This window comes from Pseudomonas sp. Van50 (genome assembly GCF_055390755.1).
The window spans coordinates 5,211,525-5,224,985 of record NZ_AP024343.1; the positions used below are offsets into that span (position 1 = coordinate 5,211,525).

Consider the following 13,461-nt stretch of genomic DNA (forward strand, 5'->3'; position numbering starts at 1 on the left):
CGTCTCCCTGGGGGGATTTTCGTTAGCAGGCGACGTTGCTATTGACGACCTGGCACAGTGCCCGGATCTTGGTATCCACGGCGCCGCCCAGAAGGACGAAAGCCGCCGCTACCAACACCGTGATCAAGCCTCCCGCCACCGCGTATTCAACGATGGTCAGGCCGTCTTCATCTTTGGCGAACTTGCTGATCGAGTTGCTTATTGTCTGGAGAGTCATTTCATGAACCTCACGCGGGTCAGAAGTACTGTTACGAACTTGGTTGGAGGGGACAGCGCGAAGTCCATTTGATTGATTCGTTGTACTCACTGCATAAGAGTCGCAAGCGGTTTTCCTTGAAAGTGACCGTGCCCCCTTCACTGCAAGTTGCCGCTTTCAGCAGGCAACGTTGCCGTTGACCGCCTGGCACAGCGCACGGATCTTGGTGTTCACGGCACCGCCCAGAAGCACAAACGCGGCAGCCACCAACACGGTGATCAACCCACCGGCCACGGCGTATTCCACAATGGTCAGGCCATCTTCATCTTTGGCGAACTTCAGCACCGAAGCCTTGATTGTTTGAAGAGTCATTTCGCACACCTCATCGGGTTGTTTTATCAAGGGCAGTACATTGCGAACTGCCTGATGCAACCCTAGTCAGCAGGTGGTCAGTGCCGTTAGGAGGATTTTGCACATCGCTAGGATTTTTTTGCGCCGGACAGGACAGGCGCCGGGGCGGGAAATCCAGCACTGGGACAGTGCGAACGGGCGTCCCATGACGACGGATGGCGCTAAACGATCGGACTTTTATAAAAATTTATTCGGCGAAATGATGGCACAGTGACAATACTGCTAGCTAAAGGGCAGCAAGCACCTGTGGGTAGTCGTCCTATGGCGTCCAATCCGACTGCAAAGCCAAAGCTGTTATGGGTCGATCTGACTCATGACCGGTCCACCCAGGAACTCGTCTCCCTGTTCCAGGACACGTGCGACTGCACGCTGGCCAAAAACGCCATGCTGCCCGGCGCGGAACAGGTCGACATGATCTGCATCCATTTCGACCGCCCGGACACACCGGGCCTGCGACGCCTGTTGGAGATCAAACGAACCGTTCCTGGCACGCCCATCACCATGTTCACCGTGCAGCACTCCGAAGAGCTGGCGGTCTGGGCCATGCGCTCCAGCGTCTGGGAATACATGGTGCTGCCCTTGTCCGCCGCCGAGAAAAAGCGCTACCTCACCGCCGTGGTGCAACTGTGCGAGCTGCGCCACAATGCCAATGGCCGGGCAAAGACCTCGCAGATCGACCACTCCCCGACCCTGCCGGACAGCATTCGCCTGACCGCCGGGCACCAGAAGCACCAGGCTCTCAGCCACATCATGCTGTACATCGACCAGCATTTTCGCGACAGCATCGATCAGCGCGACCTGGCCAAGCGTTGCGGTATGACGACGTTTCGTTTCAGCCGGGTGTTCAAGGAGGCCAATGGCCTCGGCTTCACCGACTACGTGCTGAACAAACGCATGAGCTTCGCCAAGGAGTTGCTCGATAACAGCCAGATGCCCATCACCAGCATCGGCTACGAGGCCGGCTTCAAGGACCCGTCCTACTTCGCTCGCGCCTTCAAGCAATACGCCAGTTGCACGCCCAGTGAATACCGTCTCGCGTACCAGATGCGCAACGCACATCCGGCACCGGAGCCACCGGATGAGGCCGCCCTGGAAGCGATTGAAAACCTGGTGCACAGCCTTGAGGGTTAAAAGGTTTTGTAGCGTTATCGCCATCTTTCTATAAGCATCCCCACCCGTGCCAGAGCTAGACCGGACGCCCATGGCCAGGGAGCGACCTCGTCGATCGACTCCCCGCCCCTGCCCGACAGGCGCCCTGACTCACGGGGCGAGTTTTCTTCTCTCGATAGGAATGGACAGGACAATGCTGGTTCGGGTCTCACCGTACGCATTGATTTTCGCAATAATGTCCTCGATCTCAGCCATGGATCGGGCGTAGATGCGGATCAGATAGGAGTCATTCCCCGTGATGTGCAGGCACTCGACGACTTCGGGTATGTCGGTGAGTGTCGCTATCAATTTGGCTTTCGCCGGCTTGAGGGTGGTGATGCCGACGACAGCCGATATGCCATACCCCAGCTTGGTTGGATCTAACTGCGCGCAATAGCCCTTGATGACCCCGGAGTCTTCAAGTTTGCGCAACCTGTCATTGGTGGCAGGAATAGAAAGCCCCGCGTGCTTGGAAAGCTCTGTGATGGAAATGCGACCACAGTCCTGTACCTTACCCAGGATTTTGACGTCTATACGATCCATGTGCGTTTTCCCCGGTTAAAAGTATAAATTTTAATGAAAAGCCCGCGTTTTTCATTAAAAAAAGCATGCACCAAAATAAAGCATGGCGCTAGTCTATTTCCAGCCTGAAAAACCTGAAAAGAATCCGGGCAATCAACGGCCCTGCTCTTTAGCGTGACGCACTCATAATAAAATATTCTCTCCAGGGATGGTGTTCGCATGGAAGATGAAAAGAAAAAGTGTGAAAAAAAACCTCACCCGCTCGTCCAGCACATTGGCACGCAAGTCCTAAGTCTCCGGCATTTCAAGAAAGATCAGTTACTGATGTACCTGATGGGCGTCGGTTTCTTTTCGTTGGGTGCCAAGTGTTTCATCATCAGCCAACTGGGTACTGACCCATTAGATGTCCTGATCATCTCGATCGATAAAATACTCATGCTGGGCATGGGCGTTTGCTCGGCTATCGTATCGCTGTTTTTCCTGACATGGTGGGTGCTCTGGAACAAAAAATACCCACCGATAAGTCCCTTCATTACAACGACGCTGACTGGGCTGCTGATTGATCTCTGGTCGTGGCTGGGGCTCGGGGAGTATTTGATCGTCAGAATGAATGAGTACGCGTTATTGGCCTCGGGGCTGATGCTGTGTGCCTATTCCTCCGCCTTGATCATCATGAGCGGTATCGGCATCAGGATCATGGACCTGGTGGTATTGACCATGGTATCCAAATGGAACTGGTCGTTCACCAAAGCCAAAATGATTATTGAAATCGGCATCTTTTCGAGCGGTTGGCTTTTAGGCGGTCCCTTCGGTATCGGCACGATTGCATTTCTGCTGGTGATCGGCCCACTTATTCAACCGTTCATGAACATGAATGCCAAGCGCTTTGCACTTAAAAACTATGGATTGATGAGCGCTTCATCCGCTTACTAATAAATCTACAACTATGACTGCCCTGCAGGGCAGCAGGATCGTTTCGCCTCGACTTTTTAACCGATGCTATTGATGGCAACTTCCGTGATGAGGAGTGAAAGATGGACACTACAAAAAATAAAAACTGGACCTTGGAAAGCAGCCCGGCAAAACTGGAAGAAATACTCCCTGGGGGCGCTGTCAAGTGTCATCTTTCCCCACGCAACTGTGTTATCCAGGAAGGCAAGTTAGGTTTTTGCAAAGTGCGCGGAAACCGTGGGGGCAGGCTCGTTACATTGAACTACGGTAAAGGCGTTCACAGCACCGAAGAGACAATCGAAACCGAAGCCGTTTTCCACTTTGCCCCGGGGGAGCGAATCTTGTCCCTGGGTAATATCGGCTGCATGCTCAACTGCGGTTACTGTCATAACTGGAAGACATCGCAGGCCAAGTACGTCACCGACAAGGACGTTTACTACTACACCCCCGAGCAGGTGGTGGAAACTGCACTCAAGCACGGCATACGCGTCATTTCCTGGACGTATAACGATCCCGTTGTCTGGCACGAATTCATCCTCGACACAGCGAAGCTGGCCAAGGAAGCGGGCCTGATCAACCTCTATAAATCGGCATTCTTCATCAGCGAAGAGGCCATTGATGAATTATTGCCGGTCATCGATATTTTCTCGATTTCGCTGAAATCCATCTCCCCGGAATACTACCGCAAGGTCACCACCGGCTGGGTAGAGCCCGTTCTGGCGGGCATCAAGAAAGTCTATGACGCCGGCAAATATGTCGAGGTCAGCACCTTGATGGTGACCGACATCAGCGACGACGAGGAGACGGCGAGGAAAATCAGCCAGTGGGTCCTGGATGAACTGGGCCCGAACGTACCGCTGCACTTCGTCAGGTTTCACCCCGATTACAAGATGAGCAACAGCATCCGTACGCCTGTGGACAGGCTCCTGAAGGCTCGGGACGTTGCTCGGAGCATGGGCGTTGAGCATGTCTACCTGGGTAACGTGAATGACGTCGAAGGGACTAATACCAGTTGCAACCACTGTAACGCCCTGCTCGTCACCCGTTATGGCTTGAACGCTGAAATCATCGGACTGGACAGCAAAGGATGCTGCTCTCAGTGCGGACATGATGCGCATTTCAAATTGCTGGGGGAACACCAGGCGAACGCCCCTGTCGAGTTGCGCGAGGACACGTTGAGCGCCTACGAGAAGCGAAAGTTCGAATGGCACGGAGACATCGTGTCGCTGCACGCCCAAGTGCTGAATACCGAAGACTTCGAACAGACCGTCTACCTGCGACGCAATTATACGGACGGGCACAACAGCGATTGGAAATCACTGACCTTGCGCCCCCATGAAAGCTATCGATTCATCGTTGCCAAGGCTCGCATCGATGAAACAGGCCCTGAAGTCTGGCTCCCCAACGGCGTGAACTCGAACCTTCATGAAGTCTTCGACAGGGCCCACTTCCCGACAGAGTCGATTGAAGAAATCGGTATTTCGCAAAATGACATCACCCCGACCGTGGGTTACGAGGGTAAGCAAAACATGTATGAACAGGTCATCAAACTGGTCAGCCAAGCATGAAAGTGTCTACTGAAATACTTCATATCAAGGTGGATGACCGGGACGCCCATCCTTCGGTAACGCCTATTTATCAGTGCAGCGCTTTCAACGCTGACTCGGCCTTCTTCTATTCAAGGAAAGCCAATCCCAATGTGACGGAATTGGAACAGGTCGTCGCGTCCCTGGAGGGCAGTGAACATGCCCTGGCCTACAGCACCGGGATGAGCGCGATCTACATGGTGTTGGAACTGTTGAAACCGGGTGCTTCGCTGGTCATCAACAAATACATCTATGGCTGCTCCTATAAATTGTTCCAGCGCTATGCGGCACGTATCGGCGCACACCTGACGATTCTGGATCTCACCACGGCAGAGGGGCTGAAGGCCTTGCCGGCGAACGTCGACATGGTCATTTTCGAAACGCCGACCAATCCCTTCCTGAAAGACATTGATATCCATGCGGTCAGCAGGGCCGTCAAGCAACACAACCCGCAGGCGCTGGTGGTCGTTGACAATACCTGGGCCACACCGATATTTCAGAAGCCGTTGAATTTTGGCGCCGACATATCCCTGTACAGCGCCACCAAATACTTCTCTGGACACAGTGATGTCATGGGCGGCCTGGTGCTGGTCAACAATGAAACGATTTACAACCGTCTCCTTGAGGGTCGCTTTTATTCAGGCACGATACTCACCCCCAATAGCGCCTGGTTGCTGCGCAGAAGCATGCAGACGTTCAACCTGCGCATGGAAAAACACAGCCAGACGACAGCAAGCATGCTCAACTATCTGCGCGAGTTGCCTTTTATCGAGCATGTCTATTACCCACGCATCGATGGTCGGCAATTGAGCGGTTATGGCGGCATTGTGTTTGTTGATATTCGGCCCGATCTGGTGCCCTTTTACAAAACGTTCACCAGCGCGCTCAAATGGTTTGGCACCGGCACCGGAATGGCCTGCGTGACCTCGATGGTCGCCCAGCCCTTCAGTGGCAGCCACGCCTCGATGACGGATCAGGAAAAAGCGGACATGGGCATCGAGAAAGGCCTGGTTCGATTGTGCTTTGGCCTGGAGGATATTGAAGACCTCAAGGAGGACCTGCTACAGGCATTCGAAACCATGGAAAGCAAGGTCGATCAGAAAAGCTCACTCGATCCTGCCTAGCGTGTCATCACAAGCAACGAGCCTTCAGTGGCTCGTTGCTTTTTTTATGGAGAAGCGAAAGTGTCCAGCGCATTCGAAAACACGATATTCGAAGACCCCACCCTGAACGTCATCCACCTTCTAAACTCCATCGCCCAGGAAAATCCGGAGGCCATTTCACTGGCCTCCGGTCGACCCGATGACCAGCAGTGCGACCCGTCGCTCATCGACCGAGGCCTGGCCCAATACAAACTTCACGTTGCCGGCACGGGGCAGTCACTGGCGACACTGCTTTGCCAATATGGAAAAACCTCGGGAATCATCAATGAAACAATCGCCACCTATTTGCAGGCGGATGAAGGGATAACAGTCTCCAACCCTGAAAGCATCGTGGTGTGCCTGGGGTTTCAGGAAGCCTGTACCTTGACGCTCCTGTCCATTTTTGAAGGCGGTGGGCTTTTATTAGTGCCTGACCCGGTGTTTTCCGGGGTCACAGGCATCGCAAAACTGCTGGGCATAAAAATAGTCCCCGTCCCCATGGCGGCTTTTCTCGACCCAATCGCCCTACGCGGAATCATTGAAGAACTTGAATCCAGAGGGGAAAAAATCAAAGCACTGTATGCCGTTCCGGATTTTAGCAATCCGACCGCCGACAGCCTCTCCTATCACGCCAGGACAGCCATGCTTTCCTTGGCCAATGAAAAGAATTTTTTCGTCCTTGAAGACACGGCCTACCGTTACTTCAGGTACGAAGGCGATGCCATTGCGTCCATGAAGTCCATCGACAGCAGTCGAGTATTCTTGCTGGGCTCCTTTGCCAAGTCGATTTTTCCCGGCTTGCGCATGGGTTATGTGGTCGCGCCGGAGGGCGCCGGTGTCATGTCATTCAGTGCCCGATTGTGCAAGGCCAAAAGCCTGATCACCGTCAACACCCCTGCCCTGTGCCAAGCGGTCGTCGCCGGCTTGCTGATCGAGAACAACTACTCGCTGCAAGGGCTGAACCAACCCAGGGTGCTGTCCTATACGCAGAAAAGAGACCACATGCTTGAATGCCTCGAACGTGAATTCCCACTCAAGGTCGGCGCCCAAAGAACGGTCAGCTGGAATCATCCGGCGGGCGGCTTCTTCATCAATCTGCGGCTGCCTTTCGCCTTTGGGTATTGTGAAATGCGCGAATGCGCCCAGCAGTTCAAGGTGATCGTATTCCCTACCACCTTATTTTCGCTGACGAATGAGGCGGCTAATCAGGTCAGGCTTTCATTCAGCAATGCCACCGCCCCAGACGTCACCCAAGCCATAGGCCGCTTCAGGGCGTATGTCGAGTCCAGACTGCAGTAAGACCTCTTTTATCAGGTTGCCGTAGCCAGCATGACGCCAGTGGCGACCTGGTAGGCCCCCAGAACGCTGATGGTCGCCCCCGAAAAGTAGTTGATCAGCCTTAGCTTCGATTCGGCAATCCGCGCCTTGAAAAGGGAGGAGAACCCGCTCAAGCCCAGCCACCAGGCAGCCGAGCCCAGGAATATACCGGTCACCATCGGCAGCAAGGCGTGCTGGCCGCCTTGGTCGCTGACCATGCCATCGCTCAACGCGGCGAATATCGCGATAAACGACAAGATGGTCATGGGGTTCGACAGGGTCAGGAACAGCGTGGTCGAGTAGGCTTTGAACATGTTGGCACGCTCACCTGCCATGGCGGTCGCGCCCCCCTTCGATCGTATTGTCTGATAGCCAATGTAGGCGAGGAATAGTCCACCAAAAATACACAACCAAGGTTTGAAGCTGATCAGCGTCGCGATGATGGCCGTGACCCGAGGGCCCCGATGAATCCGTAGATCGAATCGGCAGTGGCGGCCCCCAATCCCGTTGCGAAGCCGGCTCTCCAGCCCAGCATGAGGCTTCGCTGTATGCACAACAGCCCAATAGGCCCCACAGGGGCTGCGATGCACAGCCCAATGACCATCGATTTAACAAAAATCAGCATAAGTGCACCTCCAGAATGGGTACTGGAAGGTTAGGAGAAGTGCTTTTTTTTAGGAATGAACTATTAATCTTCCTGAGCGTTTTACCTTAAGTTTTGCATGAAGTACTTTCGCTTCACCTTCATTATTAAGGTAAAGCGCGGTAAGCCCCCTCAGACAACGAAAATCGCTGGTTAAAGATCCATGCATCTTGAATGGTCTTTTCACGCGCATAAAAAAACGCCGCTCGTATGAGCGGCGTTTTTTTGAATTTGGAGCGGGAAACGAGACTCGAACTCGCGACCCCGACCTTGGCAAGGTCGTGCTCTACCAACTGAGCTATTCCCGCAAATGGCGTCCCCTAGGGGACTCGAACCCCTGTTACCGCCGTGAAAGGGCGGTGTCCTAGGCCACTAGACGAAGGGGACACGCTAACTGAAACACATGGTGTGTATTTCAGTGCCCAAATCCGCATCCGAAGATGTCGGCTCTGGCTTCACTCAGCCCTGCTCGAAAGCAACACTGTTTAAAATTGGAGCGGGAAACGAGACTCGAACTCGCGACCCCGACCTTGGCAAGGTCGTGCTCTACCAACTGAGCTATTCCCGCATTGGCGTCCCCTAGGGGACTCGAACCCCTGTTACCGCCGTGAAAGGGCGGTGTCCTAGGCCACTAGACGAAGGGGACACACGTACAACATTCACTACTTAGAGCGTTTGGCTGAGTGCTTTACGCTGTAAGTGGCGCGCATTCTATGGATGGATTGAAGGGTCGTCAACCCCCAGATATAAATTTATTTAAATCAATGACTTCGCCCGGTTTGGGGGCGATCCGCACATTTTACTCGCCCGGTCTCTGACGCCTATATTCTGTCACCCGCCGAGACGCTATAGTCGCGCCAGGTAAATGATGGCAATGTGCTCCTACCCGATCATGCGTCCTATAAACAGCACGACGCCCGTCTAATCACGTCGCTCGGGCCTATGCGCTTAAAAGCCAAGCCACTACACTCATGACATGCGTACCCTAATAAAGAGGTCTTACCGGTGACACCACTCATGATCACCCTGCTCGTCGTAGCCGGGATCGCCCTGTTGATCGCCATTGGCTACATGAACCACGTGGTGGAAAACAACAAGCTGGAAAAGGCCCGCACCAAGGTAGAACTCAACGACCGCATGCGTCGCTGTGGCGAGCTCACCGAAACCTTCCCCGGGCAGTTGATGACCCCTGCCCTGAAATTGTTGATAACGCGCCTCGAGATGAATGTCTGCCAGCGCCTGTTGAACCTGGATAAAACCAATTCCGCGGTCAAGGCACGCCTGGATGAACTGAGCGCACTGGCTGCCCAGGGCGAATCGATCCCGGTGAGCAATCCACCGGCACCGATCCAGACCGAAGCCAAGGCCAAGGACGTTCGCTTTCTGCTCGAGGCCTTGCATGGCCAGATCACCCGCGCCGCCCAGGACGGTTTCCTGCCGCCCAACGAAGCCAAGCGCTGGATCCGTGAAGTGCGGCACATCCTGGTGCTGCTGCACATCGAGTTCTTCAACAACCTCGGCCAGCAGGCTTTGCAGCAAGAACAACCCGGGCAGGCTCGCCTGGCCTTCGAGCGCGGCGTGCAGTACCTGCGCAAGCAACAGGAACCACAGGTCTACGCCGAACAACTGGCCTACCTGGAAAAACTGCTGGCCCGCGCCAATGCCCAGGTCCTGGCCAGCACCCAGCCGGTCGAGGGCGAGGTCAACCAGTTGACCGAAGGCTTGAAGGACGACGAAATAAACGACGAGTGGAAGAAGAAGAAAGTCTACGACTGATACGGCTCCACCCTGTGCGGGTGGAGTTTCTGTGGCGAGGGAGCTTGCTCCCGCTGGAGTGCGCAGCGCTCCCGCGAATCCTGGGTCTGCTTCGCAGCCCAGCGGGAGCAAGCTCCCTCGCCACGGGGCTGTAAGCTATGCCCGTACACCGCCAGACAGGCAAAACTGTTGGCATGTTGGATCCGCTATCGCGGACTCACAACTTGAAATGCCCCACCATCCCTTTCAACTCAATCCCCAACTGCGCCAGCTCGATGCTGGAAGCGGCATTGCCGCGCATCGCCAGGGACGATTGATCGGCGCTGGCACGAATGCTGGTGACACTGCGGTTGATCTCTTCGGCCACCGAGCTCTGCTGCTCGGCTGCCGCGGCGATCTGTTGGTTCATCTGCTGGATCAACGACACCGCCGCCGCAATGCTGCCCAACGCGCTCTCGGTCTGCAGTGCGTCGCTGACCGCCATCTTCACCAACTCGCCACTGCTCTGGATCTGCTGCACGGAAGCCTGGGCCGCTGAACGCAAGGCACTCACCAGTCGTTCGATTTCCTCGGTGGACTGTTGCGTGCGCCTGGCCAGGGCCCGCACCTCATCGGCCACGACCGCAAAGCCCCTGCCCTGCTCCCCGGCACGGGCCGCCTCGATAGCGGCATTGAGGGCCAGCAGGTTGGTTTGCTCGGCCACGCTCTTGATCACACTCAGCACCGTGCCGATGTTCTGGATCTCGGCGCTGAGACTTTCGATGCTGGAACTGGCCGAGGTGGCCGAATCGGCCAGTTGCTCGATGCGCACCATGCTCTGGCGCACCACCTGCTGGCCGCTTTCGACCTTGTCGTCGGCAGTCTGGGCCGCTTGTGCCGCCTCTTCGGCATTGCGCGCCACATCGTGCACGGTGGCCGTCATCTGGTTCATGGCCGTGGCGACCTGCTCGGTTTCCTCTTTCTGGCTGCTGACTTCCAGATTGGTCTGCTCGGTCACAGCCGACAGCGATTGAGCCGAATTGGCCAGCTGCTCGATCCCGGCCTGCAAGCCGCTGACGATACTGCTCAGCCCTGCGCCCATCTGTTGCATCGCCTGCATCAACTGGCCAATCTCGTCCCGGCGCGTCACTTCCACCGTGGCGCTCAAGTCACCCGCCGCGATCCGCTGGGCAACGCGAATGACGCTGCGCAGCGGCGTCACGATCAGCCGGGTGATGACCCACGCCGCGATCAATCCCACCAGCAACGCCAAGGCCGACGAACCGATGATCAGCAGCGAGTTCTTCTTCAGTTCAGTCTGCATGGCATGGTCTTCGGCACTGAAGGCCTGGTCGACCCGCGCCACCACTTGATCGGCACGCTCGTGCAGTTGCTGGTAGACGATTTTTTCCTTCGCCAACAGGCCGGTGTACTCGGCCAGTTGCTCATTGAACCCAGCGATATGCCCGGCCACTTCATTGAGCACGGTCTGGTAACCCGGGTCCTTGACCGTGGTCTTGAGCGCTTCGGCCTGTTTCATGGCCTGCTCGGCCTGTTCGATGCTGCCTTCCCCAGCGCCCTCGACGTTGCCTTTGCGGCTCTGGTCCAAACGGACCCGCGCTTCGTTCATGGCCTGCAACATCAACCGCGACACTTCGCTGATCTGGCTGGCCTGCTCGATGAACTCGGCCCCTTCCTTGCCTTCGGAGTCTTTCAAGGTATAGGTGCCGTCATCCGCCAGCCCGGCCTGCAACACATCGAGGTTGTTGGCCACGCTGGACACCGACCAACTGGCCATTTCCAGCGCCAGGTCCTTGCTCTGGCTTAGCCCGACGAACTCGTCGAATGCCTTGCGATACGCCCCCAACGCCTGCTCGACGTCGTTCATCACCGGCACGTTGGCAGGCGACTGCGCCTTGAGCTCGTTCGCCAGGGCCAGTAGGCCATCGACACCCTGGCGCAGGGCATCGGCCGTCTTGGGGTCGGAACGCGAGGCGTATTCCTGCTCCAGCAGCCGGACCTTGAGCAACCCGCTGTTGAGGGACGACATCTGCTTCAAGCCATCGAAGCGATAGCTGATGGTCTGCAGGGACCAGACGCCGATGGCCGCGACCACAGCGGTCAACAGCAGCACCAGGACAAATCCGATACCCAGTTTTTTTGCCATACCCAGGTTGGCAAAACGTCCTTGCACGGCCGAAATCATTGCGCTCAGTCCTCTGCCAGTGTGTGTTGATTGCAGATTCGCAACGAGACGCCCTGCAACACAAGATGCTGGCGTCGGAATAATGGCAAAAAGCTACAGCCGCGTCGTTTTCAGGACACTTGAGGTCGATCCAGAGCCGCGGCCCGAAAAAACCCCAGCGCCCGGGGATCACGGGCATAGGCCACGTTGATCCGTAGCCAGTCGCTGTCGGTGCCCGAAGGGCTGAAGGCCGTGGGTGAGGACAACAACACGCCGAACCGCTTGGCCAGACGCTGTAATCCAGCGTAGTCACTGATGGGCGGTCTTGCCCAAATGAAAAGCCCGCCGGCCGGTTTGCCAAAGACCTCCCAGTCGGCATCCTCCAATACCTGCAGCAGCGCCGCCGTATCGACGCCCAAACGCTGGCGCTGGCGCTGGACCAGTTTGCGATAGGCCCCATTGGCCAGGAGATTGGCAAGCACCGACTCACAGAACCGCGACCCACCCATGCTGGTAATGCCCTTGACCTCGCTCAGGCGCGTGATGATAGACGGCCCGGCCACCACGAAACCGACGCGCAACGAACTGCTCAGGGTCTTCGAGAAACTGCCCACGTAGACCACGTCGGCATCCAGCGCTGCCAACCGGGTCCGCGCCGAGTTCTGGAAGTCGCCATAGGCATCGTCTTCGATCACCAGCACGGCGTGTTGCTTCGTCAGTTGCAACAACCGCTGGGCCACGGCCGGTGCCAGGTTGCTGCCGGTCGGGTTGTGACAGGCACTGTTGACGAACAGCGCACTGGGCCGGTGTGTCGCCAGCAAGTCTTGCAACACGTCGACGTCCGGGCCGCGCGGGGTCCTGGGCAGTTCGATCATGTCGATCTTGTGCAACCTGAGCAGGTCGAACAGGCTTGAATAGCCAGGGCTCTCCACCACCACGCAGGCGCCTGGCTGCAGCAGTGTCCGCACGATCAGGTCCAGCCCATGGGTCGCCCCGGTGGTGGTCAGGATCAGGTCTTTATCGGCCTCGATATTGAATTGCTTCAGGCGCCTGGACAGCTGCTCACGCAGGGCGGGCAGCCCCAGCGACGTGCTGTAGTTGAACAACCCCGCCATATCGGTGCGGGTGACCTGTCGGATCGCATAACCCAGGTCATCGCTTTCACGCCAGCTCTCGGGCAACCCGCCACACCCCAGCCTCAACGCCCAGGGCGGCGAATCAACGCCCTCGGCGGGCATATCCTGCCGCCGCTCCGGGTCGATGCCCGCCTGCCCGGATGCGGGGGATGGCGCGACAAAAAAGCTGGAGCCATGCCGGGACGCCAGCAGGCCTTGGGCAACCAGGCGTTCACACGCTTCATTGACGCTGGACTGGCTGAGCAGGTTCTGCCGCGCCAGTTGGCGCACGGACGGCAGGCGAGTCCCCGGTTGCACCGCATCCTGTCGGATCCAGCCGGTCAGCGCGTCGACGATTTGCTGCACGACAGGCACCAAGGCCTGCCGGTCGATTCTCAACTCCATGAGTAACCAAGCTCCTAAGCGTTTGTTTTATTTCCGGAAACAGTTAAGCACAGGCCACCCCCGAACGATGTACGACAACGTCGCCAAAAGCGCCGATTCTCACCC

The 13,461-nt window shown here is 56.6% G+C and carries 11 protein-coding genes, 4 tRNA genes and 2 pseudogenes; 6 read left to right on the plus strand and 11 right to left on the minus strand.

The genetic code is table 11. The annotated features are described in order from the left end of the window. Positions 1 to 22: 22 nt before the first annotated feature. Both ACZ5M5_RS22165 and ACZ5M5_RS22170 read right to left on the minus strand, forming a co-directional pair. Complete coding sequence (locus ACZ5M5_RS22165; RefSeq protein ID WP_060741197.1) at positions 23 to 217, minus strand: Flp family type IVb pilin; 195 nt, start codon at positions 215 to 217, stop codon at positions 23 to 25. A 156-nt stretch (positions 218 to 373) separates the two neighbouring features. Then, positions 374 to 568 carry a Flp family type IVb pilin gene (locus ACZ5M5_RS22170; RefSeq protein ID WP_008070254.1) on the minus strand — a complete coding sequence of 65 codons (195 nt, stop codon included), beginning with the start codon at positions 566 to 568 and terminating at the stop codon, positions 374 to 376. Between the two features lie 300 nt (positions 569 to 868). On the opposite strand from ACZ5M5_RS22170, the gene ACZ5M5_RS22175 reads away from it, so the two are divergent. Further along, positions 869 to 1,738 carry a helix-turn-helix transcriptional regulator gene (locus ACZ5M5_RS22175; RefSeq protein ID WP_464738004.1) on the plus strand — a complete coding sequence of 290 codons (870 nt, stop codon included), beginning with the start codon at positions 869 to 871 and terminating at the stop codon, positions 1,736 to 1,738. A gap of 129 nt (positions 1,739 to 1,867) precedes the next feature. On the opposite strand, the gene ACZ5M5_RS22180 is transcribed toward ACZ5M5_RS22175, so the two are convergent. Then, entirely contained in the window at positions 1,868 to 2,299 is a 432-nt protein-coding gene (locus tag ACZ5M5_RS22180) for an Lrp/AsnC family transcriptional regulator (RefSeq protein WP_060741195.1), read from the minus strand. Positions 2,300 to 2,497: 198 nt separating this feature from the next. On the opposite strand from ACZ5M5_RS22180, the gene ACZ5M5_RS22185 reads away from it, so the two are divergent. The 4 genes from ACZ5M5_RS22185 (at position 2,498) to ACZ5M5_RS22200 (ending at position 7,256) form a co-directional block, all read left to right on the plus strand. Next, positions 2,498 to 3,211, plus strand: a complete 714-nt coding sequence (locus tag ACZ5M5_RS22185) for a YczE/YyaS/YitT family protein (protein ID WP_060741194.1) — start codon at positions 2,498 to 2,500, stop codon at positions 3,209 to 3,211. Between the two features lie 101 nt (positions 3,212 to 3,312). Then, positions 3,313 to 4,797 (plus strand): AmmeMemoRadiSam system radical SAM enzyme, encoded by a 1,485-nt coding sequence (gene amrS, locus ACZ5M5_RS22190; RefSeq protein ID WP_060741193.1) that lies wholly within the window; start codon positions 3,313 to 3,315, stop codon positions 4,795 to 4,797. Next, the gene (locus tag ACZ5M5_RS22195; RefSeq protein ID WP_060741192.1) at positions 4,794 to 5,939 is read left to right on the plus strand and encodes a trans-sulfuration enzyme family protein; all 1,146 of its coding nucleotides are present in this window, start codon (positions 4,794 to 4,796) and stop codon (positions 5,937 to 5,939) included. The genes amrS and ACZ5M5_RS22195 overlap by 4 nt, the downstream gene beginning before the upstream one ends. A 60-nt stretch (positions 5,940 to 5,999) precedes the next feature. Continuing rightward, entirely contained in the window at positions 6,000 to 7,256 is a 1,257-nt protein-coding gene (locus tag ACZ5M5_RS22200) for an aminotransferase-like domain-containing protein (protein ID WP_060741191.1), read from the plus strand. 11 nt (positions 7,257 to 7,267) lie between these two features. Here the strand turns inward: ACZ5M5_RS22200 and ACZ5M5_RS22205 are convergent. From ACZ5M5_RS22205 to ACZ5M5_RS22225, 5 genes and pseudogenes are all read right to left on the minus strand, one after another. After that, positions 7,268 to 7,899: pseudogene (locus tag ACZ5M5_RS22205) on the minus strand (LysE family translocator). 250 nt (positions 7,900 to 8,149) lie between these two features. Next, positions 8,150 to 8,225, minus strand: a tRNA-Gly gene (locus ACZ5M5_RS22210). Positions 8,226 to 8,228: 3 nt separating this feature from the next. Continuing rightward, a tRNA-Glu gene (locus tag ACZ5M5_RS22215) sits at positions 8,229 to 8,304 on the minus strand. A gap of 105 nt (positions 8,305 to 8,409) precedes the next feature. Continuing rightward, positions 8,410 to 8,485, minus strand: a tRNA-Gly gene (locus ACZ5M5_RS22220). 2 nt (positions 8,486 to 8,487) lie between these two features. Further along, a tRNA-Glu gene (locus ACZ5M5_RS22225) sits at positions 8,488 to 8,563 on the minus strand. Positions 8,564 to 8,934: 371 nt separating this feature from the next. On the opposite strand from ACZ5M5_RS22225, the gene ACZ5M5_RS22230 reads away from it, so the two are divergent. After that, positions 8,935 to 9,693 carry a VHS/ENTH/ANTH domain-containing protein gene (locus tag ACZ5M5_RS22230; RefSeq protein WP_060741189.1) on the plus strand — a complete coding sequence of 253 codons (759 nt, stop codon included), beginning with the start codon at positions 8,935 to 8,937 and terminating at the stop codon, positions 9,691 to 9,693. A gap of 196 nt (positions 9,694 to 9,889) precedes the next feature. On the opposite strand, the gene ACZ5M5_RS22235 is transcribed toward ACZ5M5_RS22230, so the two are convergent. The 3 genes and pseudogenes from ACZ5M5_RS22235 to ACZ5M5_RS22245 all read right to left on the minus strand — a co-directional run bounded on the left by ACZ5M5_RS22235 (position 9,890) and on the right by ACZ5M5_RS22245 (position 13,356). Further along, on the minus strand, positions 9,890 to 10,771 hold the full coding sequence (locus ACZ5M5_RS22235) for a methyl-accepting chemotaxis protein (RefSeq protein WP_370873828.1): 882 nt from the start codon (positions 10,769 to 10,771) through the stop codon (positions 9,890 to 9,892). A 27-nt stretch (positions 10,772 to 10,798) separates the two neighbouring features. Then, positions 10,799 to 11,857: pseudogene (locus ACZ5M5_RS22240) on the minus strand (methyl-accepting chemotaxis protein); the annotation flags it as partial. Between the two features lie 110 nt (positions 11,858 to 11,967). Beyond that, a complete protein-coding gene (locus ACZ5M5_RS22245) occupies positions 11,968 to 13,356 on the minus strand; it encodes an aminotransferase-like domain-containing protein (RefSeq protein ID WP_464738005.1) in 1,389 nt (462 codons plus the stop codon). Positions 13,357 to 13,461: the final 105 nt, after the last annotated feature.